The organism is Pannonibacter sp. I15F10I1 (genome assembly GCF_900185665.1).
GTDB lineage: Bacteria > Pseudomonadota > Alphaproteobacteria > Rhizobiales > Stappiaceae > Pannonibacter > Pannonibacter indicus.
The window spans coordinates 58,020-83,459 of the sequence record NZ_FYAN01000028.1; the positions used below are offsets into that span (position 1 = coordinate 58,020).

The following is a 25,440-nucleotide window of genomic DNA, read 5'->3' on the forward strand; positions in this document are numbered from 1 at the left end:
GGACAGGTTTCCGTGGTCGCGCTCAAAGCCGGTGACATTGACAGGTTTGTCGCCAAGCCTCCGGCCAGCGTCCACGCGATCCTCGTCTATGGCCCTGACACGGGCCTGGTGTCCGAGCGGGCCCAGGCCCTTGTGGCCGCCGTCAGCGACGGCAACAACGATCCCTTCAGCCTCGCCAAGATCGATGCCGGTGACATCGTTTCAGACCCGAATCGTCTGATCGACGAGGCCCTGACCATTCCCCTTTTCGGCGGCAAACGCACCATCTGGGTCAAGGATGGCGGCGGCAAGAACCTGTCTCCGGCCGTCACGCCTGTTCTTGCCCTCACGGACTGCCCGGCTGTCGTCGTCATCGAAGCCGGAGATCTCAAGAAAGGAACGGGCCTGCGCAAGCTTTTCGAGGCCGACAAGCGCGCTGTTGCCATTCCCTGCTATGCCGACACCGCCCGTGACCTGGAAGCGCTCATAGACGAGGAAACCCGCCTTGCCGGGCTCACCATCAGCCGGGAGGCGCGCCAGAGCCTGCACGGGCTTCTGGGCGGCGACCGCATGGCCAGCCGGGGCGAGCTGCGCAAGCTGTGCCTCTATGCCCTCGGCAAGGGCCGCATCGAGACGGACGACATCGAAGCCATCATCGGCGATGCCTCGTCCTTCGAGCTTTCGGAGCTGATTGATGCGGCTGCCGGCGGCGACCTTGCCGCCCTTGATCACGGCCTTGAACGGCTGGAAGCAGCTGGCAGCAATGCCTCCGTCATCGCCGGTCAGGTGCTCGGCCACTTCCAGTGGCTGCACCGGCTGCGGGCAGACGTGGATTCCGGCGGACAAGCTGCCACCATCATCGAAAACGTCAAGCCACCGGTGTTCTTCAAGCGCAAGGCCGCCCTCACCCGCCAGCTGTCCATCTGGGCCGCGCCCGATCTGGAACGGGCCATGACACGGCTTGCCGAGACCATGCGCACCGCCCGCCTGAATGACCGGATCGGCATGCCGGTTCTGTCCGAAACGCTGCTGACCCTTGCCCGCGTCGCCCGCGCCCGCAGCGCCGCCCGCCGCTGATCTTCCCCTATACGCAAAACGGTCCGGATTTACATCCGGACCGCTTCCGATTCGATTTCGTTAACGCACGTTAACGCGTCTCGATGCCCAGCTTGCGGCACAGCTCATCCAGCTGCTCCAGCGAGGCATATTTGATCTTCAACTCGCCCGCATCCTTGCCCGGCTTGTGGCCGATGGCGACCTTGAGGCCCAGCGTATCGGTCAGCCGCTTTTCAAGGGCACGGGTGTCTGCGTCCTTTTCGGCCCGGGTTACCGGGTCCTTGGGACCGGAGAGCTTGGAGAGGATTTCCGGGTCCTGCGCCAGCTTCTCCGCTTCGCGTACGGACAGGCCCTTCTCCACGATCAGCTCGGCCAGAGCCGAAGGATCCTCCAGCGTGATCAGCGCCCGGGCATGGCCGGCGGTAATCAGGCCTTCGGACAGATAATCCTTCACCGCATTGGGCAGCTTCAGCAGGCGCAGGGTGTTGGCCACGTGGCTGCGGCTCTTGCCGATGAGCTTGGCAAGCTCGCCCTGGCTGTAGTTGAACTCGGCCGTCAGCTGCTCATAGCCGAGCGCCTCTTCGATCGGGTTGAGATCCGCGCGCTGCACGTTCTCGATGATCGCCAGTTCCAGCGCTTCCTGATCGGTGATGTCGCGGATGATCACCGGCACTTCATGCAGGCCTGCGCGCTGCGCCGCCCGCCAGCGGCGTTCACCGGCGATGATCTCGAAATGGTTCGGCTTGCCGGCTGCCGGGCGCACGAGGATCGGCTGGATGATGCCCTTCTCGCGGATGGAGTCGGTCAGTTCCGTCAGATCCTTCTCCACGAAGGTCTTGCGCGGGTTGCGCGGGTTCGGCTCCAGAAACTCGACCGGCACCTTGCGCGAGTCCCGCGGCGGCGCCTTGTCCGCGCTCTGTGCCGCCGGTTCTGCAGCCGTGGTAATGCCTGCATCACCGATCAGGGCTGCCAGCCCGCGTCCCAGCCGCTTGTTGCGTCCGCCTTCTTCCGCCATTGGTCTTCTCCGCTTGCGCGTCACATCATACGAATAAAAGAACGCGGGCCCTGCCCTCACAGGGGCTTTGCTCCGCGTTCCATGAAACTTTCAAGCCTGTGCCGTCAGCCTCAGGCTGCCACTTTCCGCAGCTCCCGCTCGCGCTGGATGATCTCTGACGCCAGCCGCAGATAGGCTTGGCTGCCCGCACATTTCAGATCATAAAGCAGCGCCGGCTTGCCATAGGACGGGGCTTCCGAGATACGCACGTTGCGCGGGATGATGGTCTCATAGACCGCATCTCCCATCGTCTCGCGCACATCCGCCACCACTTGGCTGGAAAGGTTGTTGCGGCTGTCATACATGGTCAGGACGATGCCATGGATGGTCAGCTCGTTGTTCAGCGCATTGCGCACCTGCTCCACGGTGGAGAGAAGCTGCGACAGACCTTCCAGCGCGAAGAACTCGCACTGCAGCGGCACCAGAATGGAATGCGACGCCGACAGGGCGTTGATCGTCAGCAGGTTCAGCGAGGGCGGGCAGTCCACCAGCACATAGGTGAACTTCAGCTCCGCAAACAGCGCCGACGTTGCAAACCGCTCGATGGCCTTGCGCAGCCGGTAGGCCCGGTCGGCGCTGGAAGCGATTTCCAGCTCGAGGCCGAGAAGGTCCATGGTGGACGGCGCGACCCAAAGGCGCGGCACGGCGGTTTCCTTCACCGCCTCTTCCAGCGAGCAGTCGCCGCAGAGCACATCATAGGTCGAGAGATTCCGGTCGCGCCGGTCAATGCCAAGGCCGGTGGACGCGTTGCCCTGCGGATCGAGATCGATCACCAGAACGCGTTCGCCAATGGCGGCCAGCGCAGTGCCGAGATTGATGGCAGTCGTGGTCTTGCCCACACCGCCCTTCTGATTGGCCAAAGCCAGCACGCGCGGCAATTCAGGAAGCCTGCTCATCTATGGGATCCTTCCTTGATGGAACCGGCCTCGTTGGATCGGGGCGACACGCTGGAGAGGGTCAGCATGCGGCTCTCGGGATCAATGAGACTGGTCCGTTCTACCAGATCAAAACTCCAGGCGTGAGACGCTTCATCAATCTCCCGCTGAAAATCGCGCCCTTTGTGGAAAACAGCCACAGCTCCCTCTGCGAGGAAGGGATGGGAATAGTCCAGAAGCTCGGCCAGAGAAGCCAGCGCCCGGGCGGAAACTGCATCCACCTTGCCATGGGGCCATTGTTGCGCCACCGATTCGATCCGCTCTGGCATCACCGTGCCCTTCGAACCGGTCTCGCGCAAAGCGGTGCGCAGGAAGGCTGCCTTGCGCTGATTGCTCTCGACGAAATAGACATGGGCCTCCGGCACATCGGCCAGGAGGATGGCCGTGACGATACCGGGAAAGCCTGCCCCGCTGCCAAGGTCCACCCAGCGCTTCGCCTGCGGCCGGCACAGATGCGGCTGCAGACTGTCCGCCACGTGCCGCCGCCAGATCTCCGGAATGGTCGAAGGCGCAATCAGGTTCTGGGCCGGCTGCCAGCGCAGCACAAGATCCACATAGATCTTCAGCCTCTCCTCAGTTTCACGTGAAACAGAAGCAAACTCTTGCAGGATCTGGGGGCCATCCCTCAGGTTCTTCACAGCCATATCCACAGGTCCTTCAGGCGGCGCCGCGGCGTTCATGCCGCTTCACTTGAGACAGAAGCAGCGTCAGCGCGGCAGGCGTCATGCCGTCCATACGCGCCGCCTGCCCCATTGTGCCGGGCCGCACCAGTTCCAGCTTCTGCCGGACTTCATTCGACAGACCGGCGAGCGCGGAGAAATCAAAGTCCTCCGGAATGGCCAGCGCCTCATCCCGGCGCAGAGCGGCAATGTCAGACGCCTGCCGGTCGAGATAGACCGAGTAGAGCGCGTCCGTCGCCACCTGTTCGGCGATGGCAGGTTCAACACCTGCCAGCTCCGGCCACACGCCGAAGAGCCGGTCAATGGTCATGTCCGGATAGGCCAGCAGATCGAAGGCACTGCGCCGCACCCCATCCTGATTGACCGGCAAGCCATGTTTTGCCGCTTGCGACGGGGTTACGGTCAGACCCTGCATCAGCTCACGGGCTGCTTCCAGCTTGGCGAGCTTCGCATCAAAAGCCTCACGCCGGTCACTGCCGATGCAGCCGAGATCCAGACCTGCCGGCGTCAGCCGCTGATCCGCATTGTCGGCACGCAGGGACAAACGGTATTCCGCCCGCGAGGTAAACATGCGGTAGGGCTCGGTGATGCCACGGGTGACGAGGTCATCGACCATCACGCCGATATAGCCCTGCCCCCGGTCCACCACGAAATCGCGCGAGCCGCCCGATGCCACAAGCGCGGCATTGAGACCGGCGAGCAAGCCCTGCGCCCCCGCCTCTTCATAGCCGGTGGTGCCATTGATCTGACCGGCCAGGAACAGCCCCTTGCAGCGCTTGGCCTCCAGCGTCGTCTTCAGCTCGCGCGGATCGACGTGATCATATTCGATGGCATAACCGATCTGCAGCACCTCGACCTTTTCAAGACCGGGGATGCTGCGCAGGAACGCATGCTGGGCATCTTCCGGCAGCGAGGTGGAAATGCCGTTCGGATAGATCGTGTGATCATCCAGCCCTTCCGGCTCCAGAAAAATCTGATGCCCGTCCCGGTCACCGAAGCGGACGATCTTGTCCTCGATGGACGGACAGTAGCGCGGTCCCCTGCCCTTGATCTCGCCAGAGTACATGGCCGAGAGGTGCAGGTTCTCGCGGATGATGCGGTGCGTCTCATCCGTGGTGCGGGTGATGTGGCACGGCACCTGCGGCGTGGTGATCGCCGTTGTCAGCGTCGAGAAAGGCACCGGCTCGTCATCACCCGGCTGCTCTTCCAGCCGCGCCCAGTCAATGGTGCGGCCATCAAGGCGGGCGGGCGTACCTGTCTTCAGGCGGCCGAGCGCAAAGCCGATGGCTTCCAGCGATGCCGAAAGGCCCATCGCGGGCTGCTCGCCCACCCGGCCCGCCGGGATCTTGCGGTCACCGATATGAATGAGCCCGCGCAGGAAGGTGCCGGTCGTCAGCACCACAGCGCCACAAATGATCCGGCGGCCATCCGCCAGCGTCACCGCCGAGACCCGGCCATCCGTAGTCTCGAGGCCATGCGCCTCGCCTTCGACGACCGTCAGGTTCGGGATCGCGCGGATCTCTTCCTGCATCGCCGCCCGGTAGAGCTTGCGGTCTGCCTGAGCCCGGGGACCACGCACCGCAGGCCCCTTGCGCCGGTTCAGCAGCCGGAACTGGATCCCTGCCCTGTCGGCGACCCGGCCCATCAGACCATCCAGCGCGTCAATCTCGCGCACGAGATGCCCCTTGCCGAGACCACCAATCGCCGGGTTGCAGGACATGACACCGATGGTTTCGAACTTGTGCGTCACCAGCGCCGTGCGCGCACCCATGCGCGCCGCAGCCGCAGCCGCCTCACAACCCGCATGCCCGCCACCGATCACCACCACATCAAAGGTCAGAGACTGATCCATCGCCATTCAAATCCCGATCCCGGACGGGCACATGACTGCACCCGCCAGCGTCGATCACCAGACAAAAGAAAATCACGGCCGGCACCCGAGACCCCTCACAAGGAGCCGCCAGAAAACAGACCGGCCAAACTGGCTTCCTTATACGGAAATCACCTGCCAGGGGTCAAAGCTATTTCACGTGAATCACGCAGGTGAGACCGGAACGGATTCACGTGAAACATCCATCACAGCTCAGAGATGATTCACGTGAAACACCCGTAAGGCACATTCCGGAGGAGAGATGATTCACGTGAAACAGGCAGATCCATTCATCGAAACCGGAGCCGAACCGGATTCACGTGAAACACCTCGCCTCACTTGCCGATGCAGAATTCCCGAAAAATCACATCCAGCAGATCTTCCACATCGATCCGGCCGGTAATCCGCCCCAGCGCATCAGCGGCCCGGCGCAGGTCTTCAGCCCGGAGCTCAGCCGGAAGATGATCCCGGCTCACCGCATCCTGCAGGGCGGCCAGGCAATCAGTGAGATAATGCCGGTGCCGTTCGCGGGTCGCGAGTGCCGCCTCACCGCTTCCGAACGTATCAGAAGCAAAACGTCCAAGGGCCTTGAACAGGTCATCAAGGCCGGTGCTTTTAGTAACAGATACAGGAAACTCCTGTATCGTTCCGGAAGAGTCTCGTTTCGAAAGAGTCTCAAGATCGGCCTTGGTGGAGACGATCCAGACCGGAACCGATTCAGTGCGGATCGCCTCCGGCAGCCCTTGCCCTTCATCCTCCGGCAGAGGACCACCCGGCTCCACCGCCCAGAGGATCAGGTCTGCTGCCCGGCCCTTCTCGGTTGCCCGGCGGATGCCCTCCAGCTCCACCCGCCCTGCCCCGCTGCGCAGGCCAGCCGTGTCAGCCAGCGTCACCGGATAACCATCAAGGTCGAGATGCACCTCGATGACATCCCGTGTCGTGCCGGCCTCTTCGGTGACGATGGCCACCTCCCGTCCGGCAATGGCATTCAGGAGGCTCGACTTGCCGGCATTCGGCGCCCCCATCAGCACCACCAGCAGACCATCGCGCAGCCGCTCACCGGAACGGGACCGATTCAAATGGTCTGCCACTTCGCCCTTCAGGACTGCGGCCTCACCCCAGACCGTGTCTGCCACACTGCCCGGCACATCCTCTTCATCGGCAAAATCAAAGTCTGCCTCGATCATCGCCCGCATATGGACGAGCCGCTTGCGCCAGCCCTCATAGAGCCGCCCCAGCGCCCCATCCATCTGCCGGAACGCCTGGCGCCGCTGCGCCTCGGTCTCGGCAGCGATGAGATCGGCCAGGCCTTCCACCTCGGTGAGATCCAGCCTGCCCTTCTCGAAGGCACGGCGGGTGAACTCACCGGGTTCGGCAGGCCGCATGCCGGGCAGGTCTGCAAGCGCCTTCAGAACGGCCGCCACCACTGCGCGGCCCCCGTGGCACTGAAGCTCGACAACATCCTCACCGGTGAAGCTGGCCGGACCGGGAAAGGTCAGCACCAGCGCCTGATCCAGCGGCTCCTGTGTCTGCGGGTCCCGCAGCACCCTCAGCGCTGCCTGACGCGGCTGCGGCATGAAGCTGCTCAGAGAGCCAAGAGCCTCAAAGGCTGACGGCCCGCTCAACCGGATCACGGCAACGCCGGAAGGGAGCGCGCCGCTGGAAAGGGCAAAGATTGTGTCCTGCATGAGGGAAGCCTTGGCAGCTGAAAATCCATGCCAAGGCCCATACCTGCTTCGTCCCTCCCTGCAAAGGGGGAACCACCCAATCAATCCGCATCCGATTCAAATGAGCGGGATCAAATGCACTTCATCCCCCTCCATCGTCATCCCGGCCTTGAGCCGGGACCGGTGAGCCTGGGTACCTGTTGGCTGGCTGTGAATATTCGCCGATGGGCCTTGGCTCACCGGTCCCGGATCTTCGCTTCGCTCTCGTCCGGGACGACGACGATGGGGTTGATGACCTTCAATACGGATCCGATTCATTTCCTCCCCGCATTCACCGGGGTGTTTCACGTGAATCAACGTGAAACATGTTCCGCTCCAAAAGCCTTTCAGTTCTCCCGAGAAAGCCGGTAGAGCACATGCGGCCTAAGTGGATGGTCCTCTGGTACGGACGGATGATCGAAGTCATCTGCCGGATCATGGCTCATGCCCAGCCGCTGCATCACCTTGCGCGATGGCGTGTTCGTCACCGTGGTGAAGGCGACGATCTCGTCCAACTGAAGCGTTTCAAAACCGAATCGAAGCCAGCTTCCCGCTGCCTCGCTGGCATAGCCCTGCCCCCAGGCATGGCGGGCGAGACGCCAGCCGATCTCGACACAGGGCGTGAACGGCACTGGCTCTGGAAACACAGGACGCGACAGCCCGACCATGCCGATGAGGGCCCCATCCGCCTTGCACTCCACCGGCCGGAAGCAGAAGCCGTCCGCGGCTTCCTTCTCCCTCGCACGGGCGATCAGGGCTGCGGTCTCCTCAAGGGTCAGCGGCTTCAAGAAATAGCGCATGACCTGCGGGTCGCCGCAGAGCGCGGCAAAGGGTTCAAGATCTTCATCCCGCCAGGGCCGCAACACGAGCCGTTCCGTTTCGATGATCATGGCTGTCTCCTTCCTGAAACTGATTGATACGAAACCGAATCCATAGGCTCAAACAAAAACCCCCGGCCGTTGCCTGCCGGGGGTTTGAATGAACCGTATCCGAATCGGATCAGGTGTTCATGCTGTCGAAGAAATCGTCGTTCGACTTGGTCTGCTTCAGCTTGTCGAGCAGGAACTCGACCGCATCGACCGTGCCCATCGGGTTGAGAATGCGGCGCAGGACGAAGGTCTTCTTGAGACGCTCCGGCGGCACCAGCAGCTCTTCCTTGCGGGTGCCGGAGCGCTGGATGTCGATGGCCGGATAAACGCGCTTGTCGGAGATCTTGCGGTCCAGGATGATTTCGGAGTTACCCGTGCCCTTGAACTCTTCGAAGATCACTTCGTCCATGCGGCTGCCGGTGTCGATCAGCGCGGTGGCAATGATGGTGAGCGAACCACCCTCTTCGATGTTACGCGCTGCACCGAAGAAGCGCTTCGGGCGCTGCAGGGCATTGGCGTCCACACCACCGGTCAGCACCTTGCCGGAGGACGGCACGACGGTGTTGTAGGCGCGGCCAAGGCGGGTGATGGAGTCGAGCAGGATGACCACGTCGCGGCCATGTTCCACCAGGCGCTTGGCCTTCTCGATGACCATTTCGGCCACCTGCACGTGGCGGACGGCCGGTTCGTCGAAGGTGGAGGACACCACTTCACCCTTCACGGTGCGCTGCATGTCCGTCACTTCTTCGGGACGCTCATCGATCAAGAGAACGATGAGATAGCACTCGGGGTGGTTCGTGGTGATGGACTTGGCGATGTTCTGCAGGAACACCGTCTTGCCGGTGCGCGGCGGCGCGGTGATCAGGGCGCGCTGGCCCTTGCCGAGCGGTGCCACCAGATCGATGATGCGGGAGGAAAGATCCTTGGTGGCCGCATCGGCGACTTCCATCTTGAAGCGCTCATCGGGATAGAGCGGCGTCAGATTGTCGAAATGCACCTTGTGGCGGGTCTTTTCCGGATCTTCAAAATTGATCGTGTTGACCTTGAGAAGCGCGAAATAGCGCTCGCCCTCTTTGGGGCTGCGGATCTGGCCTTCGACCGTATCGCCGGTGCGAAGCGAGAAGCGCCGGATCTGCGAGGGGGAAACATAAATGTCGTCGGGGCCCGGCAGATAATTTGCGTCGGGCGAACGGAGAAAACCGAAGCCGTCCTGGAGTACTTCAACAACACCTTCGCCGATGATCTCAACATCCTGGGCTGCAAGCCGCTTGAGGATGGCGAACATCAGCTCCTGCTTGCGCATTGTGCTGGCGTTCTCGACTTCGAGCTCTTCGGCGAAGGCCAGCAGCTCGGTGGGTGTCTTCTCTTTGAGGTCTTTGAGTTTCATTTCCCGCATCAATAGGGATCAATCTCTGTTGGAGGGTGGGTATGTGAAAAGACGCTTCTGGTTCTGGAATGGGAAAACGGAAACAGAAGTGGAAGCTGTCACGGAAGACCGGTCGAGGGGATAACCGGCTTTGCTTCGGCAGTGGTGTATCCGGGATTTGAGCCTCGGCGCACCTTACGTGAAGTTGACGCGGACCATAACTCTTAAAACGAAACCCCGCAAGAGCCTTCTGTTCTCGCGGGGCCGGTCAAATCGATTGTATCCGCTGCGTCAGAACGGCGCGGACATGTCAGAATGGCTTACCAATCACAAGAATGACGATAAGGATCATCAGAACCGTCGGCACTTCATTGAGGATCCGGTAGAACTTCGCAGGCTTAGTGTTTTCGTCACGTGCGAATACCTTCACCCGTCCTGCCAGATATCCATGCGCACCGCTCATCAGCAGAACCAGCGTCAGCTTCGCATGGAACCAGCCGTCCCTGAAGGCATTGATTTCATAAGCAAGCCACAGGCCGAAGATCCAGGACGCGATCATCGCCGGGTTGATGATCGCCTTCAGCAGCCGGCGTTCCATCACCTTGAAGGTTTCCGACTGGACCGAGCCCGGTTCGGCGCTGCAGTGATAGACGAAGAGCCGCGGCAGATAGAGCATCCCGGCCATCCAGGCGATGATCGAGATGACATGCAGTGACTTGAGCCAAAGATAGAGATCCATTTTATCCTCCTCAGCCCTGACGGACGCGTTCGACCATCCGTGCCACATGGGCCGGATCGGTTTCAGGTGTTACGCCATGGCCGAGATTGAAGATCAGCGGCCCTTGTCCCAGCGCCTTCAGAACATGGGTGATGCCCTCATCAAGCGCGGCCCCGCCGGCCACCAGCCGCATCGGGTCCAGATTGCCCTGCACCGGAACCTTTTTCTGGATCGCCTGGGCCACATGATCGGGTGCGGTCCAGTCCAGACCCACCGCATCCACGCCCGTGCCGGCCACATATGCCTCCAGACGGGCCGAGGAGGCCTTCGGGAAGCCGATGATCCGGGCGCCGGGGCGGGCACCCTTCACACCCTCGACAATCGCTCTGGTGGGCTCGATAGACCACCTGCGGAAGCCTTCCTCATCCAGCACCCCGGCCCAGGTGTCAAAAATCTGGACTGCGTCAGCGCCTGCATCGAGCTGGCGGATGAGATAGCGGATCGAGGCGGTGACCAGCTGGTTGATGAACCGCTGCATCAGGGCCGGATTGCAATAGGCACCCACACGGGCTGCCGTCTGGTCCTGTGTCGTATGTCCGGCGACCGAATAGCAGGCAACGGTCCATGGGGCACCGCAGAAGCCAAGGAGTGTTGTCTCCTCAGGGAGCTCGCGGCGCAGCCGCGTTACGGTCTCAATCACCGGATCGAGGTGCTTGTCTGCCCGTGACTGGTCAAGCTTATCAAGGATCGCTTCGCTCAAGGGCTCAAGCACAGGACCACGTCCCTCTTCAAAGCGAACCGGATAGCCGATGGCATCGGGAACGACGAAGATGTCCGAGAACAGGATCGATGCATCAAAGCCATAGCGGCGGATCGGTTGAAGCGTGACTTCCGTTGCCAGATCCGGATTGTAGCAGAAATCGAGGAAGTTCTTCGCCTTCGCCCTGACCTCCCGGTACTCCGGCAGATAGCGTCCAGCCTGCCGCATCATCCAGATGGGAGGTGGCCACAGGCGTTCGCCTGCGAGCACCCTCATGACGGCACGGTCGGATGACTTCATGGCTTTGTCCTTTATCCCAGGCAGGCCCCTATAAAGGGAGTCTCTGATTGATTTGAATCTGTTTCTTATTCTTGTGAGTGGATTACCGGGATCATTCGTTGTCCACAATCGGTTCAGGTCATTTTCGCGCCGGGAAAAAAGGCCGCAGTTTCTGGACAACAGATTTTATTAAAATTGTACGGAACCTGTTACCTGAATGAAATCAGAGAGATGGTCATTTTTTAAGGATCTGTTAAGGAATTGGGCATGAGTGGATAACCTGTCAGCAACGAGTCAGGCCCATGTTAATCCACATGTGCCGGAAACCGTTTCGGCGCCGGTTGCCGGAAATTTACGCTCTGTTAAGAAGATAGAGCCAGCGGGCATAAGTTTTGGCCCCCAAGGGCAACAAGGGTGACTTGTCCCCGCCCGTCAACAGCGGTGAGGTTTTGTTGTGGGAAAGTCGACACACTACTTTCACCTCCATCTCGTGTCCGATTCGACCGGCGAAACGCTGATGACGGTCGCCCGGGCGGCGACGGTCCAGTATGACGATGTGCAGTCCATCGAGCATCTCTATCCGCTGGTGCGCAGCCACAAGCAGCTGGACCGGGTGACGGCCCAGATCGAGTCCGCTCCGGGGATCGTGCTCTATACTCTCGTCGATCCGGAGATTTCCGGCCGTCTGGAACGGTTCTGCCGCGAGATCGGCGTGCCCTTCGTCAACATTCTCGACCCGGTCTTCGCCGTCTTCCAGGCCTATCTCAATGTGCCGTTGACCCGGCGCATCGGCGGCCAGCACGCGCTGGATGCGGAATATTTCAAGCGGATCGACGCGCTGAACTACACCATGATGCATGACGACGGGCAGATCGCCGGAAAGCTGGAAGAGGCCGATATCGTTCTTGTTGGCATTTCGCGCACCTCCAAGACACCCACCTGCATCTATCTCGCCAACCGTGGAATCAAATGCGCCAACGTGCCGATTGTTCCCGGCATTCCCCTGCCGGACCAGCTTCTCGGCCTCCGCTATCCGCTGGTCGTCGGCCTCATCGCTTCGCCGGAGCGCATCCAGCAGATACGCCAGAACCGGGTTTTGTCCCTGAATGCCGATGGTTACGGTGACACTTATGTGGACCGGCGGGAGATTGCCCGCGAGATTGCCGCGACCCGCCGGCTTTGCGTCGAACAGGGCTGGCCCTTGATTGATGTGACGCGCCGCTCCATTGAAGAGACTGCAGCCGAGATCATGGAGCTGTTCCGGGGCCATCGTCAGACCGCCCGGGAAGCCGGCGGCTTCTAGCGTCAGTCAGGTTCAATCCCGGCCTGACCGAGGCTGGTTTCATTGTTTTCGTTTGTCTTTTCGGGAAAACCGGTGCCCACTTCTCCCTGACAAACTCCAAGATCAAGACGGAAAGCCTGGAGGAATTCCCCATATGACCCTTGTTCTGGCCAGCGGCAGCAGCATCCGCGCGACACTTCTGCGCAATGCCGGGCTTGATTTTGCCGTCGATCCGGCAGGCGTAGACGAGCGCGAGATCGAGCGTCCGCTGCTGGAAGCCGGTGCCGAACCGCAGGAAATCGCCCTTGTTCTCGGCAAGGCCAAGGCGCTGGATGTGGCGCTGCGCCGCCCTGGTGATCTTGTGATCGGTGCCGATCAGGTGCTGGGGCTCGGCTCCACCCGCTTCACCAAACCCGCTGATCTTGCCGCCGCCCGCGCCCAGCTGGCGCTGCTCGCCGGCAAGACGCACGAGCTGCATTCGTCCGTGGTTGTGGCGAAAGGTGGCGAGGTGCTCTGGAGCCATATCTCCACCGCCCGCCTGCAGATGCGCGCCTTGAGCGATGCGGAGCTTGATGCCTATCTGGCTATGGCCGGGTCTGCGGCCCTGTCGAGCGTTGGCTGCTATCAGCTGGAGGGCCTTGGCATCCGCCTGTTCGAGCGGATCGAGGGCGATTATTTCACCATTCTCGGGCTGCCGCTGCTGCCCCTTCTTGGATTCCTGCGGGAGAAGGGAGAAATCCATCCATGACTGCCATCCGCCGCGCCGCCATCACCGGCTGGCCCGTCACCCATTCCCGCTCGCCCCTCGTTCACGGTTACTGGCTGAAGAAGCACGGGCTTGAGGGGGAGTATATCCGGGTGGGCGTCGAGCCTGAGGGGGCCGAAGCCTTCTACCGGGACCTTGCCGCTGCTGGCCTCACCGGCGCCAATGTCACCGTGCCGCACAAGGAGCTGGTGGCCGGGCTTTGCGACTGGCTGGACCCGGCTGCCGAGGCCATGGGCGCCGTCAACACGCTCTGGCTGGAAGACGGCCGCCTGATGGGCGCCAACACCGACGGGCTCGGCTTCCTGGGCAATCTCGACCAGTGGGCCCCAGGCTGGGACAAGGCCGGCGGCACGGCCGTGGTTCTGGGCGCGGGCGGTGCGGCCCGCGCGGTCATCTGGGCGCTGCTGTCGCGAGGCTTCACGCAAGTTCATATTGTCAACAGAACCGAGGATAAGGCCAGGATTCTAGCGGATCATTTCGGCTCCGCTGTTGTGGCTCATGGCTGGGACAAGCTGGGGACAGTGCTTGGACAAGCCTCTGTTCTCGTCAACACCACATCACTGGGCATGACCGGCAAGCCGCCGCTGGAAATCGATCTTGCCCCTCTGCCCGGCACGGCGCTGGTGACGGATGCGGTCTACTCGCCGCTGCAGACGGATCTGCTGAAGGCGGCTTCCGAGTGCGGCAATCCCACGGTGGATGGCCTCGGCATGCTGCTGCATCAGGCGGTCTATGGTTTCGAGCGCTGGTTCGGCATCCGGCCGGAGGTGGATGCGGAGCTGCGCAGCCTCATCCTCAAGGATCTGGGTGTCACGGAATGATCCGCCTCGGCCTTACCGGGTCCATCGCCATGGGCAAGTCGGCCACCGCGAAGATGTTCGCCGAGGCCGGCGTGCCGGTGCATGATGCTGATGCCGCCGTGCATGCGCTCTACGCCGGGCGCGCCGTGCCGCTGATCGAGGCCGCCTTTCCCGGCACCACGGCGAACGGCAAGGTGGACCGCACGCGCCTGGGCGAAGCGGTGCTGGGCAAGCCGGAGGCCATCGCAAGGCTGGAAGCCATCATCCATCCGCTGGTGCATGAGGCCGAAGCGAACTTTCTTTCCAGGGCGAGGGCGGAAGGCCGCCGCATGGTAGTGCTGGATATTCCGCTTCTGTTCGAGACCGGCGGCGAAAGGCGGATGGATGCGGTGGTAGTCGTGTCTGCCCCCGCAGAGGTTCAGCGCGAGCGGGCCCTCGCCCGTCCCGGCATGACGGTGCAGCGGCTGGATGCCATCCTCGCCCGCCAGATGCCGGATGCGGACAAGCGCCGAAGGGCGCATTTCATCATTGAGACCGGTTCCGGCCTGGACTCAGCGCGCCGGGCGGTCCGTTCGGTCATCCGCGCGCTTTCCGGGAAAGCCTGAGCGGAAAAGTCTGAGTGCAAACGGCCAAGCGGCCGGGGAAAAGCCAAGGAAAGTCTTGCGTCCTGCCCCGTCCGTTCCCACACTCGCCCCGGAATACTGGCGGACGCCGGTGCATCAGGATGACAGACAGCCATGCGCGAGATTGCCTTCGATACCGAAACCACGGGCCTTGACCCGCGCAGCGGCGACCGGCTGGTGGAAATCGGCGGTGTGGAACTGATCAATCATGTCGCCACAGGCCGCACCTTCCATGTCTACATCAACCCGGAGCGGGATGTGCCGGAGGGCGCCTTCGCCGTTCACGGCCTCTCCACCGAGTTCCTGTCCGACAAGCCGAAATTTGCGGAAGTTGCGGATGATTTTCTCGCCTTTGTCGGCGATGCGACGCTGGTGATCCACAACGCCTCGTTCGACATGGGCTTCATCAACATGGAGCTGGGGCGGCTCGGCCGTCCGCCGATCCCGCAGAGCCAGGTGCTTGATACGCTGGCCATGGCGCGGCGGAAGTTTTCCTCCGGCCCCTATTCGCTGGATGCGCTGTGCTCGCGTTTCGGCATCGACAATTCCCGCCGCACCAAGCACGGCGCGCTTCTCGACAGTGAGCTGCTGGCGGAAGTCTATCTGGAGCTGCTGGGCGGCCGCCAGACGGCGCTGGGGCTCATGGATGAGGCGGAACGCAAGAGCGGCGGTGCATCGCAAGAGACCGGCGGCCCGCTTGTGGCAGCCCCCGCCCGCCCCCGGCCCCAGCCGCTGGCACCACGGCTGACAGAGGACGAAAAGGCCGCCCACGCGACTTTCATCGCCAAGATGGGCGACAGCGCCCTCTGGAAAAAATACGAGCCTGCGGGGGAATAAGGGGCTGGAAGGCGGTGCAGGTCTTCAGGCTTGCGGATACCCTGCTACCCCTCCATCGTCATCCCGGACGCGCATGCGCGATCCGGGACCGGTGAGCCAAGGCATATCGGTTATGGCTCTACTGGATAAGCAACAAGCGCCCTGACTCACCGGTCCCGGATCTCCGCTCCGCTGCGTCCGGGATGACGCCGGATAGGCAGGAATTGCTGCCAGTCTGTACGCCGGAGAGCATCCCCTCCGGCCTCTTTTCAGATCCTCGACCGCTCCTCAGAGCATCGACGGCAGCACGCGGTCGGGCGGGCGGTGGCCGTCCATGAAGGTCTTGATGTTGATGATGACCTTCTCGCCCATTTCGATACGGCCCTCGATGGTGGCCGAACCCATATGCGGCAGCAGCAGCACGTTCGGCATCTGCGCCAGCTTCGGGTTCACCGCAGGCTCGTGCTCGAACACGTCGAGGCCGGCACCGGCCAGATCGCCGGACTCCAGCTGGCGGATCAGCGCGGTCTCGTCGATCACCTCGCCACGGGCCGTGTTGACCACATAGGCGTCTTTCTTCATCAGCTTCAGGCGGCGGGCTGAAAGCAGATGGAAGGTGCCGGGGGTGTGCGGGCAGTGGACGGACACGACATCCATGCGGGCCAGCATCTGGTCGAGGCTGTCCCAGTAGGTCGCTTCCAGCGCATCCTCGATGTCCGAATGCAGGCGGCGGCGGTTGTGATAGTGGATCGACATGCCGAAGGCCTTGGCGCGCCGGGCAACGGCCTGGCCGATCCGGCCCATGCCGATGATGCCGAGGCGCTTGCCCCAGATGCGGCGGCCCATCATCCAGGTGGGCGACCAGCCGGTCCACTCACCCTTTTCCATCACCTTCATGCCTTCCGCAATCCTGCGCGGCACGGCAAGGATCAGCGCCATGGTCATGTCGGCGGTGTCTTCGGTCAGCACCCCCGGCGTGTTGGTGACGTTGATGCCGCGGTTGTTGGCGCTGACCACGTCGATGTTGTCGACGCCATTGCCGAAGTTGGCGATGAGCTTGAGGTTTGGCCCGGCCTGGGACAGAACGGCAGCGTCAATCCGGTCTGTCACGGTGGGAACCAGCACATCGGCCGTCCGCACGGCCTCCACGAGCTCGGCCTGCGTCATCGGCCGGTCGCTTTCGTTGAGGCGGGTTTCGAACAGCTCTCGCATCCGCGTCTCGACCACATCGGGAAGCTTGCGCGTCACGACAACCAAAGGCTTCTTCTTGCCCATGCCACTAGCCTTCTGCGTTGCGTTGAGGGTGCTTTAACCCTAACGGACCTAGGTTCTCACCATGCGGTATCCCCGCATGGCGGTTCGCTCCTGTTTTCCTTATCAGATGGCCTGCGAGAAACAAGGGGACCAGCCCTTCGGCCAGTATCGACCTTGGTCGGGTGCTGAAGGCCGCAGGCGGCATTTGAGGGACAAAACCGCGCTGCTGCATCTGGCCACGGGGGGTGGCTTTCGCTAAAGGGAACGCAGAAGAGGTGAATGAGGACGGCATGACCCGGTTTGATCAGACCCTGTCTGGCACGATAGCCCGCAAATTCCGGCTGCTGGCCGCCGCTGCCGCGGCGCTGGTGCTCGTTGCGCCGCAGGTTCTGGCGCAGACCGCCCAGACCGGCTCCACCGGCCTGCCGCTTCCCCGTTTCGTCAGCATCAAGTCTGACCGGGCAAATGTGCGCATGGGCCCCTCGCGCGAGCATGAGGTGTCCTGGACCTATGTTCAGGGCGGCCTGCCAGTGGAAATCACGCAGGAATTCGAGAACTGGCGCCGTGTGCGCGACTGGGAAGGCAAGGAAGGCTGGCTGTTCCACACCCTGCTCTCGTCGCGCCGGACGGCGCTCGTGACGCCCTGGGAGCAAAGCGAGAATACGCCGCTGCATGTGGAGCCGCGTCCGGAGGCGGCCATCAGGGCCTATCTGGCGCCCAAGGTGCTGACGGATATCAAGTCCTGCAATGGCACCTGGTGCCGCGTTCAGGGCCGTGGCTACGACGGTTGGGTGGAACAGGTCCGGCTCTTCGGCGTCTATCCCAACGAGAAAATCAGCAACTGACCGGATGCAGCGCGTTCAGCAGCGCACATGACAAAGGGGCCTCACGGGCCCCTTTGCTGTTTCACGAGACTGTTTCACGTGAATCGTGTGGCAGGACGATCAGTCGTCGCTGCGGTCCTGACGCTTCAGCTCGTCGAGACGCGGCATGGACACGATGTTGTAGCCGCTGTCGACGAAATGAATCTCGCCGGTCACGCCGCCCGAAAGTTCGGACAGGAGATAGAGGCCCGAGCCGCCGATCTCGTCCAGCGTCACGGTGCGGGCCAGCGGCGAGTGGCGCTTCTGGAAATTGTACATCAGGCGCGAATCCGAGATGACCGAACCGGCGAGCGTGCGCACGGGGCCGGCGGAAATCGCGTTGATGCGGATGCCCTGCTCGCCGTAATCCATCGCCAGATAACGCACGGAAGATTCCAGCGCCGCCTTGGCAACGCCCATGACGTTGTAGTTCGGCATGACGCGGGTGGAGCCGCCATAGGTCAGCGTCACCACGGAACCGCCGTCCGGCATGATGGCCGCTGCACGCTTCACGATTTCGGTGAAGGAGAAGCAGGAAATCAGCAGTGCCTTGCTGAAATTGTCGCGGCTGGTGTCCGCATAGCGGCCGCGCAGCTCGGTCTTGTCCGCATAGGCAATGGCATGAACGAGGAAATCGATCTTGCCCCACTTTTCCTTCAGCACGTCAAAAACGTTGTCGACGGAGGCGATGTCTTCCACGTCGCAGGGCAGCAGAATGCTGGAACCGATGGACTCCGCCAGCGGCTTGATGCGCTTCCCAAAGGCCTCGCCCTGATAGGTGAAGGCCATTTCGGCGCCGTGTGCGGCAAGGGTCTTGGCAATGCCCCATGCAATGGAGTGGTCGTTGGCGACACCCATGACAAGCCCGCGCTTGCCCTTCATCAGCCCTTCCATAAAAAACTCCTGTCGGACTGCTCATGAGGCGGCCGGAAGGCTTCTCGAAAGCTCCCGGCGCGCCGGCAATCAATCTGTTTAAGCGTATCGTTTGAAAACCACGGAGGCGTTGGTGCCGCCAAAGCCGAAGCCGTTGGACAGAACGCAATCAAGCTTGGCGTTGTCGACGCGCTCACGCACGATCGGCATATCCGCAAAGGCGGGATCAATGGTTTCGATATGGGCCGAGGCAGCAATGAAATTGTGCTGCATCATCAGGATCGAATAGATCGCTTCATGCACGCCTGCCGCCCCCAGCGAGTGGCCCGAAAGGGCCTTGGTGGCGGAAATCTGCGGGATCTTGTCGCCGAACACGGCACGGATCGCCTCGATTTCCTTGATGTCGCCGACCGGCGTGGAGGTGGCATGCGGATTGAGGTAGTCCACCGGCAGATCCACCGTGGACAGCGCAAGGCGCATGCAGCGCTCGGCGCCTTCACCCGAGGGAGCCACCATGTCGTAACCGTCAGAGGTTGCGCCATAACCCACGATTTCGGCATAGATCTTGGCGCCGCGCGCCTTGGCGTGCTCCAGCTCTTCCAGAACCAGCACACCGGCACCGCCGGCGATGACAAAGCCGTCACGGTTGGCGTCATAGGGACGCGAGGCGGTGGACGGTGTGTCGTTGTACTTGGACGACATGGCGCCCATGGCGTCGAACAGGGAGGAGAGCGTCCAGTCCAGTTCCTCGCCGCCGCCGGCAAAGACGATGTCCTGCTTGCCCCACTGGATCAGCTCGGCCGCATTGCCGATGCAGATGTTGGTGGTCGCGCAGGCTGCGGAGATGGAATAGTTCACGCCGCGGATCTTGAACGGGGTGGCCAGCGTCGCCGAGTTGGTCGAGGACATGGCTTTCGGCACGGCCGTCGGTCCGATGCGCTTCGGGCCTTTCGTGCGGGTGATATCCGCCGCTTCCACGATGGCAGGGGTGGACGGGCCGCCAGAGCCCATGATGATGCCGGTGCGCTCGTTGGAGACGTCGCTGTCCTCAAGGCCTGCATCGGCAATCGCCTGCTGCATGGCGATGTAGTTCCAGGCGGCGCCCTGACCCATGAAACGGGTGGTGCGGCGGTCCAGCGCCTCGAAGGGGTTCAGCTTCGGAGCGCCGTGCACCTGGCAGCGGAAGCCGAGATCGGCGTATTCCTGCGCCTTGACGATGCCGGAACGGCCCGCCTGCAGGCTCTCCAGAACCTCCTGAGCCGTGTCGCCAATCGAGGACACGATACCCATGCCGGTAACAACCACCCGCCTCATCGCGGTCTCCTGTCTTTCCAGGCTGCCCATGCGCGCGGCGGCGCGGCAGCAAACTCATTCGTCAGATGTTGGATGGGCGCGGACATGCCGCACCCATGGGCTGATATGGTATCAGGTCTTGGCGAGGCCAACCCGCAGGTCGGTCGCCTTGTAGATCTGCTCGCCATCGGCCTTCAGCCAGCCATCCGCGATGCCGAGCACGAGCTTGCCCTTCATGATGCGCTTGAAATCGACGCCATACTCGACCTTCTTGACCGACGGCGTGACCATGCCCTTGAACTTCACCTCACCGGTGGACAGGGCCATGCCCTTGCCCTCGAGGCCAAGCCAGCCAAGGTAGAAACCGGTCAGCTGCCACAGGGCATCAAGGCCGAGGCAGCCCGGCATGACGGGGTTGCCTTGGAAGTGGCAGGGGAAGAACCACAGGTCCGGATGGATGTCGAACTCGGCGCGGGCAAAGCCTTTGTCATATTCTCCGCCGGTCTCGGAAAGCTCCGTGATCCGGTCGAACATCAGCATGGGCGGCAGCGGCAGCTGCGCGTTGCCGGGTCCGAACAATTCCCCGCGTGCACAGGCAAGGAGGTCTTCATATTCGTAGCTCGAGCGCCGATCGGTCATTCCGTTCCCGTTTATCTTCTTGTTTGCCCGCCTGCTGAGGCTTGCATTTTCTGCCGCATGGGCAGGCGGTTCTGCAGTCATGTGTTCGTGGCCTTCCTAACACAGCAGGTCCAGCTTCGAAAGATCACCAAACGCACAAGAGAGCCGAAAGCGGGGCCTGAAGGCAAGGATATCGCTGCGTCACTTGCTGCGGAGCCCTCTTCCGGGGCCTTAATGCGGCCTGTAGCTCGCCGGACTGAAGCACGCAGGGCTGCATCTGCGGCCCGCCGTGGCTGTTTCATCACGCCGGCGGGAGGACATTTGACCGGCAATTCAAGGAAAAACTTGCATTCCCGGTCCAAGAAATGGCAAAATTGAATTGTTGATATGAAAAAGTCCCCTACAAAGGGCCATAGAGACCATCAGGACAGGCCTTCAAAGCACCGCGCTGCGAATGCCTATGAATAGCACTAGGTTCCGCCGCTGAGGCTGGCCGACGAGACAGAGATCCAAAGTCAGACATGACCGCGCCCGATCACGCCGACCACCACCACAGCCATGATGTGACTGAAATGCTGCGCGATTCCGGGCTGCGCCCGACGCGTCAGCGTGTCGCTCTTGCTGAATTGCTCTATTCCAAGGGCCACCGCCACATCTCTGCGGAAATCCTGCATGAGGAGGCGGTCCGCGCCTCCGTACCGGTGTCACTGGCGACGGTCTACAACACCCTGCACCAGTTCACCGAAGCTGGCCTGCTGCGGGAAGTCGCCATCGACGGCACCAAGACCTATTTCGACACCAACGTCCACGATCACCATCACTTCTTCATTGAAGGCGAAAACAGGGTCGTCGACATTCCGCACGATGGCATCGGCATCGGCCGTGTGCCCCAGGCCCCCGAGGGCATGGAGATCGTGCGTATCGATGTGGTGGTGCGGGTGCGTCCGAAGGGCGCAGCCTGATCTTTCAGGCCGCGCGCTCCCATCTTTCCCTTTCGAGGCAATGCAGCAGTTGCGGCCGTCCCGGTGCATTAGGCAGCCGGTAATCCTGCACGGCTACCTCAAAGCCGAGGCGGGCCAGCAGACTGTTTGACGCCTCGTTCCCCGGACTGGTGATGGCGAGAACACGCGGCAGATCCAGCGCTGCAAAGCCATATGCGAGCACGGCCCGGGAGGCCGCCATGGCATGTCCCTGTCCGCGCGCTTCCGGCAGCAGGGCATAGCCCAGATCCGGCAGATCCAGATTGTCACGCTTGGCCAGCCCCGCCATGCCCAGCGCCGCGCCGCTCGCCCTGTCAGAAATCACCCAGAAGCCATAGTTGCCGCGCCGGTAGGCCGGGCGGATGGCGCTGCGGATGTAGTTGCGGGCATCTTCAACCTGTCTCAGGCCCCGGTCGCCGATATGTTCGATGAAAGCGGCATCGTTCATCAGCCGCATGAGGAACTCAGCGTCTGACAGTTCGAACTGGCGGAAGGAAAGCTGCGGACAGTCCGGGATTTTCATGATGCCGCAGGTGCCCCTGCTTCTGCTCCTGCCTGTGTCCCGGCCTGTCTTGCGGCAATCTCCGCCGCCGTGCGCAGCGCAATGTCCGGCACCGCATCCATCGGCACCTTCTCGTGGCTCTTGCACAGGTCATAGATCAGGCAGCGCGCGCATTCCGGCTTGCGGGCCTTGCAGATGTAACGGCCATGCAGGATCAGCCAGTGATGGGCGTGCAGCCCATATTCGGCCGGCACGATCTTCTCCATCGCCAGTTCGACCGCCAGCGGCGTTTTGCCGGGAGCAATGCCGATGCGGTTGCCCAGGCGGAACAGATGCGTGTCCACCGCAATGGTCGGATGACCAAAGGCCATGTTCAGCACCACATTCGCCGTCTTGCGGCCAACGCCGGGCAGCGCCTCCAGCGCCTCGCGGCTTTCCGGCACCTCGCCGCCGTGATCACGCAGCAGCTGTTCGCACAGGGCGATGACATTCTTCGCCTTGGTCTTGAACAGGCCGATGGTGCGGATTTCCTCGCGCACCCGGTCCTCGCCCAGCGCCAGCATCTTCTCCGGCGTATCGGCAATGCGGAACAGGGTTTTTGTCGCCCGGTTCACGCCCACATCCGTTGCCTGCGCCGACAGGACCACGGCGACCAGCAGCGTGAAGGCATTCACATGGTCCAGTTCGCCCTTGGGCTCCGGATTGTCCGTGTGGAACCGGTCGAAGATCGCGTGGATTTCGGCCTTCGTGTAGCGCGGCGCCGCTTGCTTGCGCCGTGCCGGAGCGGGCGTTTTCGCCGCCGCCGCAGCGGTCTTGCTCTTTTTTGGTGCTTTTGTGATCTTTGCTTGCGTCATGCCTCCTCTATAAAGCTTTCTCATGAGCGGCACCAAGAGCAATCCTGACGGTCCTGATGACGCGGCGCTGGCACCGGGCGAGCGGCCGCTCTTTGCTGCCGTGCTGACGCCGCACCGCTCGCTGGGGCCAAAGGGCTTTCTGGTGCTGATGCTGGCCACGGGGGCGGTCTGTTTCGCCGCCGGGCTTTTGTTCCTCTCCATCGGCGCATGGCCGGTCTTCGGTTTCTTCGGGCTCGATGTGCTGCTGGTCTGGATGGCCTTCCGGCTGAACTATGCGGCGGCCAACCGCTGCGAGGAAGTGACGGTGAGCGCACACGAGATTGTCGTCCGCAAGACCGGGCCGGGCCGTCAGCGGCAGGAATACCGCTTCAACCCCTTCTGGGTGCGGCTTTCGGTGATGCGGCTTGAAGATGAAGGCGTCACCCGGATCACCCTGAGCGCCCGCGGTGACACCATAGGCATCGGCGACTTCCTCAATCCGCCGGACCGGACAAGCTTTGCCACGGCCTTTGCCGCAGCCATTGCCGATGCCAAGGCGGGGCGTATCCCGGCCGTTTCCTGATATTGGACCCATAATTTACCGCAAATCCGCCTTCCGGTTCCCGTCCGTGAGGCGTATCACTCTGGTCTGGGTATCTTGGGGAGGCTTTCATGAAGTTCTGGCTGGGGGCCGCTGCGGCCATGGGCATTGCGCTGCTTTTGGGCGGCTGCGACACGGTTTCCAAGGAACAGTGCCAGGCCGGGGACTGGCGCGCGCTGGGCCGGGCGGATGCGGCTTCCGGCCATGCGGCCAACCGCATCTCCAAGGTGGCGGAAGACTGCGGCCAATATGGCATTTCCCCTGATCCGGCGGCCTACCAGTCCGGCTGGCAGGAGGGTGTGCAGATTTATTGCACCCCGCTCAACGGCTTCAACATTGGCCGCCAGGGCGACAGCAAGTCGGATATCTGCCCGCCTGCTCTTGCCGGTCAGTTTGAATATGCCTATCAGCTCGGCAACCGCATCTATTCCGCCCGGCGGGAGGTCGAGAATGTCGAATCCCGCCTGCGGTATCTGGAAACCTCCACAGACAGCGCCCGCTTCGACCTGTCGCGGCTGGACTGCGGCTCTGGCAGTCCCGACGAGCGCAACGCCTGCCGCCAGAAGGCAGACCGCCTCCGCGACCGGATCAGCGATGGCCGGTTCGAGATCCAGGACCTGCGTTTCCGTCTGATGCAGCGGCAGGGCGAATATGCGGCAACGGAAGCGGCCGTCAACGCTGAGGCCCGGCGTCTCATTTCCGGCTACGGCGGCTGAGGCCGCACGGGCGCTTCAGCTTGCACCCCGCGGCGGGCGCAGCTGGCTGAGGGCCACCAGCACGGCAAGGCCGCTGCCGGCTGCCACGAAGACAACGGTGCGGAAATCAAAGGCGCTGGCGATCAGCCCCATGGAGACCGAGCCGATGAAGGAGCCGAGAAATAGCCCGTTCATGTAGAGCGCGGTGGCCCGCCCCGGCTTGTCCGGCGCATAGCTCTGCACGAAGGAAATCGCGACCCCGGCGAAAAGGCCATAGTAAAGCCCCTCGATGGCCGAGAGGATCACCACATGCAGCACGCTGCTGATCTGGGTGAACAGCAGGAAGGTGACCACAGCGAGCAGCGAAGCGCCGTAGAGCACCGTTCTTGAGCCGAAACGCGCGGCGATGCGCGCGGCAAGGAAAATGGCGATGACCTCGATGATGCACTTGAAGGACAGCGACAGGCCGGGCGTATAGCCGGGCAGGCCCACTTCCCTGACATAATAGAGCGGCATGGCAGCGGTGAAGAGCACATTGCCAACGGCAAAAAGCGTGCAGGTGAAAGCTGCCAGCAGGATGGGCCAGTCGATGCCCTCCAGCGCAGCCGTGCCGCGCGGGCGCTGCGGCGCGCGGAAATCCCCCGGCACGCCCAGATGCCACAGCACAAGCCAGATCACCGCAAGGCCTGCCGAAATCAGATAGGCCACCCGGAAACCGGCGAGATCAAACAGAATGAAGGTCATGGACGGCCCGATGACCCAGGCCAGCGACACGACCATGCGCAGCCAGGCATTATACTCGGCAATATCAAGGCCGGTCCGCTCCGCATAAAGACGGCCGTAGGTGAACTCGGTCGAGGTCGCGCCATTGGCCACCGCCATGATGGGCGCACCGGCAAGCACCAGCACCAGAAAATCCGGAATGGCCGCAAGCAGCAGGGCCATCGCCATATAGGCCAGGATCGAGATCAGCAGCAGCGGCTTCACCGCCACCGCGCCATCCAGCTTTTCGCCAAAGGTCCGGTTCACCACCATGGTCAGCGGCGCCACGAGCCCGGTGTAAAGGCCGATCTGCCAGGGCTCCTGCTTCAACCCTTCGACGATGAAATAGCCCATCGCCGGAATGAGCGAAGAGGTGCACAGCGCGCCGAAAAAGACGAGCAGCAGGATGAGGACTGCCTGACGGGGCAGCTGCAGGACGAAAGACATGAGACGGTCCGGGCCGGTCAAACCGGCAAGGGCAAGGCGCAGCACACGGTCTGCACCCTGAATGGAGGGACCACCAGAATAAGGTGATTTGACGGCTTTGCGCCAGTCCTTCGTGGGGAAATGACTGCCCCCGGCCGTGCACAGCCTGGGGGCAGCCGGG

26 protein-coding genes are annotated in these 25,440 nt (G+C 62.5%); 10 read left to right on the forward strand and 16 right to left on the reverse strand.

Annotation, left to right across the window (positions count from 1 at the left end; all coding sequences use genetic code 11):
- Positions 1 to 12 precede the first annotated feature (12 nt).
- The gene (gene holA / locus IF10I1_RS18860; RefSeq protein ID WP_122522529.1) at positions 13 to 1,056 is read left to right on the forward strand and encodes a DNA polymerase III subunit delta; all 1,044 of its coding nucleotides are present in this window, start codon (positions 13 to 15) and stop codon (positions 1,054 to 1,056) included.
- A 70-nt stretch (positions 1,057 to 1,126) separates the two neighbouring features.
- On the opposite strand, the gene IF10I1_RS18865 is transcribed toward holA, so the two are convergent.
- From IF10I1_RS18865 to hemE, 9 genes are all read right to left on the reverse strand, one after another.
- Positions 1,127 to 2,050: a ParB/RepB/Spo0J family partition protein gene (locus tag IF10I1_RS18865; RefSeq protein ID WP_050474035.1), complete on the reverse strand. Its 924-nt coding sequence runs from the start codon at positions 2,048 to 2,050 to the stop codon at positions 1,127 to 1,129.
- Positions 2,051 to 2,160: 110 nt separating this feature from the next.
- Entirely contained in the window at positions 2,161 to 2,985 is an 825-nt protein-coding gene (locus IF10I1_RS18870) for a ParA family protein (RefSeq protein WP_019964314.1), read from the reverse strand.
- Positions 2,982 to 3,668, reverse strand: a complete 687-nt coding sequence (gene rsmG / locus IF10I1_RS18875; RefSeq protein WP_164477651.1) for a 16S rRNA (guanine(527)-N(7))-methyltransferase RsmG — start codon at positions 3,666 to 3,668, stop codon at positions 2,982 to 2,984. The genes IF10I1_RS18870 and rsmG overlap by 4 nt, the downstream gene beginning before the upstream one ends.
- A 13-nt stretch (positions 3,669 to 3,681) precedes the next feature.
- On the reverse strand, positions 3,682 to 5,562 hold the full coding sequence (mnmG, locus tag IF10I1_RS18880; RefSeq protein WP_186391394.1) for a tRNA uridine-5-carboxymethylaminomethyl(34) synthesis enzyme MnmG: 1,881 nt from the start codon (positions 5,560 to 5,562) through the stop codon (positions 3,682 to 3,684).
- Between the two features lie 347 nt (positions 5,563 to 5,909).
- Positions 5,910 to 7,262 carry a tRNA uridine-5-carboxymethylaminomethyl(34) synthesis GTPase MnmE gene (mnmE, locus tag IF10I1_RS18885; RefSeq protein ID WP_186391395.1) on the reverse strand — a complete coding sequence of 451 codons (1,353 nt, stop codon included), beginning with the start codon at positions 7,260 to 7,262 and terminating at the stop codon, positions 5,910 to 5,912.
- 365 nt (positions 7,263 to 7,627) lie between these two features.
- Positions 7,628 to 8,170, reverse strand: a complete 543-nt coding sequence (locus IF10I1_RS18890) for a GNAT family N-acetyltransferase (protein ID WP_186391396.1) — start codon at positions 8,168 to 8,170, stop codon at positions 7,628 to 7,630.
- Positions 8,171 to 8,279: 109 nt separating this feature from the next.
- A complete protein-coding gene (gene rho / locus IF10I1_RS18895) occupies positions 8,280 to 9,545 on the reverse strand; it encodes a transcription termination factor Rho (protein ID WP_026355666.1) in 1,266 nt (421 codons plus the stop codon).
- Between the two features lie 280 nt (positions 9,546 to 9,825).
- A complete protein-coding gene (gene hemJ, locus IF10I1_RS18900; protein ID WP_050474031.1) occupies positions 9,826 to 10,254 on the reverse strand; it encodes a protoporphyrinogen oxidase HemJ in 429 nt (142 codons plus the stop codon).
- 10 nt (positions 10,255 to 10,264) lie between these two features.
- Positions 10,265 to 11,293 carry a uroporphyrinogen decarboxylase gene (hemE, locus tag IF10I1_RS18905; RefSeq protein WP_186415178.1) on the reverse strand — a complete coding sequence of 343 codons (1,029 nt, stop codon included), beginning with the start codon at positions 11,291 to 11,293 and terminating at the stop codon, positions 10,265 to 10,267.
- 433 nt (positions 11,294 to 11,726) lie between these two features.
- On the opposite strand from hemE, the gene IF10I1_RS18910 reads away from it, so the two are divergent.
- From IF10I1_RS18910 to dnaQ, 5 genes are all read left to right on the forward strand, one after another.
- A complete protein-coding gene (locus tag IF10I1_RS18910; protein WP_081625996.1) occupies positions 11,727 to 12,575 on the forward strand; it encodes a pyruvate, water dikinase regulatory protein in 849 nt (282 codons plus the stop codon).
- 133 nt (positions 12,576 to 12,708) lie between these two features.
- Positions 12,709 to 13,302 carry a Maf family protein gene (locus IF10I1_RS18915; protein WP_186391398.1) on the forward strand — a complete coding sequence of 198 codons (594 nt, stop codon included), beginning with the start codon at positions 12,709 to 12,711 and terminating at the stop codon, positions 13,300 to 13,302.
- Positions 13,299 to 14,141, forward strand: coding sequence for a shikimate dehydrogenase (locus IF10I1_RS18920; protein WP_186391399.1), 843 nt, complete (start codon positions 13,299 to 13,301; stop codon positions 14,139 to 14,141). Before IF10I1_RS18915 ends, IF10I1_RS18920 begins: the two co-directional genes overlap by 4 nt.
- Positions 14,138 to 14,725 (forward strand): dephospho-CoA kinase, encoded by a 588-nt coding sequence (coaE, locus tag IF10I1_RS18925; RefSeq protein WP_186391400.1) that lies wholly within the window; start codon positions 14,138 to 14,140, stop codon positions 14,723 to 14,725. The genes IF10I1_RS18920 and coaE overlap by 4 nt, the downstream gene beginning before the upstream one ends.
- Before the next feature lie 132 nt (positions 14,726 to 14,857).
- Positions 14,858 to 15,580 (forward strand): DNA polymerase III subunit epsilon, encoded by a 723-nt coding sequence (gene dnaQ / locus IF10I1_RS18930; RefSeq protein ID WP_186391401.1) that lies wholly within the window; start codon positions 14,858 to 14,860, stop codon positions 15,578 to 15,580.
- 267 nt (positions 15,581 to 15,847) lie between these two features.
- Here the strand turns inward: dnaQ and IF10I1_RS18935 are convergent, their stop codons facing one another.
- The gene (locus IF10I1_RS18935; RefSeq protein WP_050474026.1) at positions 15,848 to 16,834 is read right to left on the reverse strand and encodes a D-glycerate dehydrogenase; all 987 of its coding nucleotides are present in this window, start codon (positions 16,832 to 16,834) and stop codon (positions 15,848 to 15,850) included.
- 269 nt (positions 16,835 to 17,103) lie between these two features.
- Here IF10I1_RS18935 and IF10I1_RS18940 point away from each other — a divergent pair, with 269 nt between their 5' ends.
- Positions 17,104 to 17,658 carry an SH3 domain-containing protein gene (locus IF10I1_RS18940; protein ID WP_058898416.1) on the forward strand — a complete coding sequence of 185 codons (555 nt, stop codon included), beginning with the start codon at positions 17,104 to 17,106 and terminating at the stop codon, positions 17,656 to 17,658.
- A gap of 99 nt (positions 17,659 to 17,757) precedes the next feature.
- Here the strand turns inward: IF10I1_RS18940 and fabI are convergent, their stop codons facing one another.
- From fabI to fabA, 3 genes are all read right to left on the reverse strand, one after another.
- Positions 17,758 to 18,570, reverse strand: a complete 813-nt coding sequence (fabI, locus tag IF10I1_RS18945; RefSeq protein ID WP_019964299.1) for an enoyl-ACP reductase FabI — start codon at positions 18,568 to 18,570, stop codon at positions 17,758 to 17,760.
- Positions 18,571 to 18,648: 78 nt separating this feature from the next.
- Complete coding sequence (gene fabB, locus IF10I1_RS18950; protein ID WP_186391403.1) at positions 18,649 to 19,863, reverse strand: beta-ketoacyl-ACP synthase I; 1,215 nt, start codon at positions 19,861 to 19,863, stop codon at positions 18,649 to 18,651.
- A gap of 111 nt (positions 19,864 to 19,974) precedes the next feature.
- Positions 19,975 to 20,481, reverse strand: coding sequence for a 3-hydroxyacyl-[acyl-carrier-protein] dehydratase FabA (gene fabA / locus IF10I1_RS18955; RefSeq protein ID WP_050474024.1), 507 nt, complete (start codon positions 20,479 to 20,481; stop codon positions 19,975 to 19,977).
- A 500-nt stretch (positions 20,482 to 20,981) separates the two neighbouring features.
- Here fabA and irrA point away from each other — a divergent pair, with 500 nt between their 5' ends.
- The gene (gene irrA / locus IF10I1_RS18960) at positions 20,982 to 21,422 is read left to right on the forward strand and encodes an iron response transcriptional regulator IrrA (protein WP_050474023.1); all 441 of its coding nucleotides are present in this window, start codon (positions 20,982 to 20,984) and stop codon (positions 21,420 to 21,422) included.
- A 4-nt stretch (positions 21,423 to 21,426) separates the two neighbouring features.
- Here irrA and IF10I1_RS18965 read toward each other — a convergent pair whose 3' ends face one another.
- Positions 21,427 to 21,963: a GNAT family N-acetyltransferase gene (locus IF10I1_RS18965; RefSeq protein ID WP_186391404.1), complete on the reverse strand. Its 537-nt coding sequence runs from the start codon at positions 21,961 to 21,963 to the stop codon at positions 21,427 to 21,429.
- Entirely contained in the window at positions 21,960 to 22,796 is an 837-nt protein-coding gene (gene nth, locus IF10I1_RS18970) for an endonuclease III (protein WP_186391405.1), read from the reverse strand. The genes IF10I1_RS18965 and nth overlap by 4 nt, the downstream gene beginning before the upstream one ends.
- A 22-nt stretch (positions 22,797 to 22,818) precedes the next feature.
- On the opposite strand from nth, the gene IF10I1_RS18975 reads away from it, so the two are divergent.
- Positions 22,819 to 23,358, forward strand: a complete 540-nt coding sequence (locus IF10I1_RS18975; RefSeq protein ID WP_186391406.1) for a DUF2244 domain-containing protein — start codon at positions 22,819 to 22,821, stop codon at positions 23,356 to 23,358.
- An 89-nt stretch (positions 23,359 to 23,447) separates the two neighbouring features.
- Positions 23,448 to 24,092: a DUF2799 domain-containing protein gene (locus IF10I1_RS18980; protein ID WP_186391407.1), complete on the forward strand. Its 645-nt coding sequence runs from the start codon at positions 23,448 to 23,450 to the stop codon at positions 24,090 to 24,092.
- Between the two features lie 15 nt (positions 24,093 to 24,107).
- Here the strand turns inward: IF10I1_RS18980 and IF10I1_RS18985 are convergent, their stop codons facing one another.
- Complete coding sequence (locus tag IF10I1_RS18985) at positions 24,108 to 25,280, reverse strand: MFS transporter (RefSeq protein ID WP_186391408.1); 1,173 nt, start codon at positions 25,278 to 25,280, stop codon at positions 24,108 to 24,110.
- Positions 25,281 to 25,440: the final 160 nt, after the last annotated feature.

Bases quoted from the DNA above. Each gene is read 5' to 3' on its own strand.
- IF10I1_RS18865 (WP_050474035.1), bottom strand. From the start codon at position 2,050: ATGGCGGAAGAAGGCGGACGCAACAAGCGGCTGGGACGCGGGCTGGCA.
- IF10I1_RS18870 (WP_019964314.1), bottom strand. From the start codon at position 2,985: ATGAGCAGGCTTCCTGAATTGCCGCGCGTGCTGGCTTTGGCCAATCAG.
- rsmG (WP_164477651.1), bottom strand. From the start codon at position 3,668: ATGGCTGTGAAGAACCTGAGGGATGGCCCCCAGATCCTGCAAGAGTTT.
- mnmG (WP_186391394.1), bottom strand. From the start codon at position 5,562: ATGGCGATGGATCAGTCTCTGACCTTTGATGTGGTGGTGATCGGTGGC.
- mnmE (WP_186391395.1), bottom strand. From the start codon at position 7,262: ATGCAGGACACAATCTTTGCCCTTTCCAGCGGCGCGCTCCCTTCCGGC.
- IF10I1_RS18890 (WP_186391396.1), bottom strand. From the start codon at position 8,170: ATGATCATCGAAACGGAACGGCTCGTGTTGCGGCCCTGGCGGGATGAA.
- rho (WP_026355666.1), bottom strand. From the start codon at position 9,545: ATGCGGGAAATGAAACTCAAAGACCTCAAAGAGAAGACACCCACCGAG.
- hemJ (WP_050474031.1), bottom strand. From the start codon at position 10,254: ATGGATCTCTATCTTTGGCTCAAGTCACTGCATGTCATCTCGATCATC.
- hemE (WP_186415178.1), bottom strand. From the start codon at position 11,293: ATGAAGTCATCCGACCGTGCCGTCATGAGGGTGCTCGCAGGCGAACGC.
- IF10I1_RS18915 (WP_186391398.1), top strand. From the start codon at position 12,709: ATGACCCTTGTTCTGGCCAGCGGCAGCAGCATCCGCGCGACACTTCTG.
- IF10I1_RS18920 (WP_186391399.1), top strand. From the start codon at position 13,299: ATGACTGCCATCCGCCGCGCCGCCATCACCGGCTGGCCCGTCACCCAT.
- coaE (WP_186391400.1), top strand. From the start codon at position 14,138: ATGATCCGCCTCGGCCTTACCGGGTCCATCGCCATGGGCAAGTCGGCC.
- dnaQ (WP_186391401.1), top strand. From the start codon at position 14,858: ATGCGCGAGATTGCCTTCGATACCGAAACCACGGGCCTTGACCCGCGC.
- IF10I1_RS18935 (WP_050474026.1), bottom strand. From the start codon at position 16,834: ATGGGCAAGAAGAAGCCTTTGGTTGTCGTGACGCGCAAGCTTCCCGAT.
- IF10I1_RS18940 (WP_058898416.1), top strand. From the start codon at position 17,104: ATGACCCGGTTTGATCAGACCCTGTCTGGCACGATAGCCCGCAAATTC.
- fabI (WP_019964299.1), bottom strand. From the start codon at position 18,570: ATGGAAGGGCTGATGAAGGGCAAGCGCGGGCTTGTCATGGGTGTCGCC.
- fabB (WP_186391403.1), bottom strand. From the start codon at position 19,863: ATGAGGCGGGTGGTTGTTACCGGCATGGGTATCGTGTCCTCGATTGGC.
- fabA (WP_050474024.1), bottom strand. From the start codon at position 20,481: ATGACCGATCGGCGCTCGAGCTACGAATATGAAGACCTCCTTGCCTGT.
- irrA (WP_050474023.1), top strand. From the start codon at position 20,982: ATGACCGCGCCCGATCACGCCGACCACCACCACAGCCATGATGTGACT.
- IF10I1_RS18965 (WP_186391404.1), bottom strand. From the start codon at position 21,963: ATGAAAATCCCGGACTGTCCGCAGCTTTCCTTCCGCCAGTTCGAACTG.
- nth (WP_186391405.1), bottom strand. From the start codon at position 22,796: ATGACGCAAGCAAAGATCACAAAAGCACCAAAAAAGAGCAAGACCGCT.
- IF10I1_RS18975 (WP_186391406.1), top strand. From the start codon at position 22,819: ATGAGCGGCACCAAGAGCAATCCTGACGGTCCTGATGACGCGGCGCTG.
- IF10I1_RS18980 (WP_186391407.1), top strand. From the start codon at position 23,448: ATGAAGTTCTGGCTGGGGGCCGCTGCGGCCATGGGCATTGCGCTGCTT.
- IF10I1_RS18985 (WP_186391408.1), bottom strand. From the start codon at position 25,280: ATGTCTTTCGTCCTGCAGCTGCCCCGTCAGGCAGTCCTCATCCTGCTG.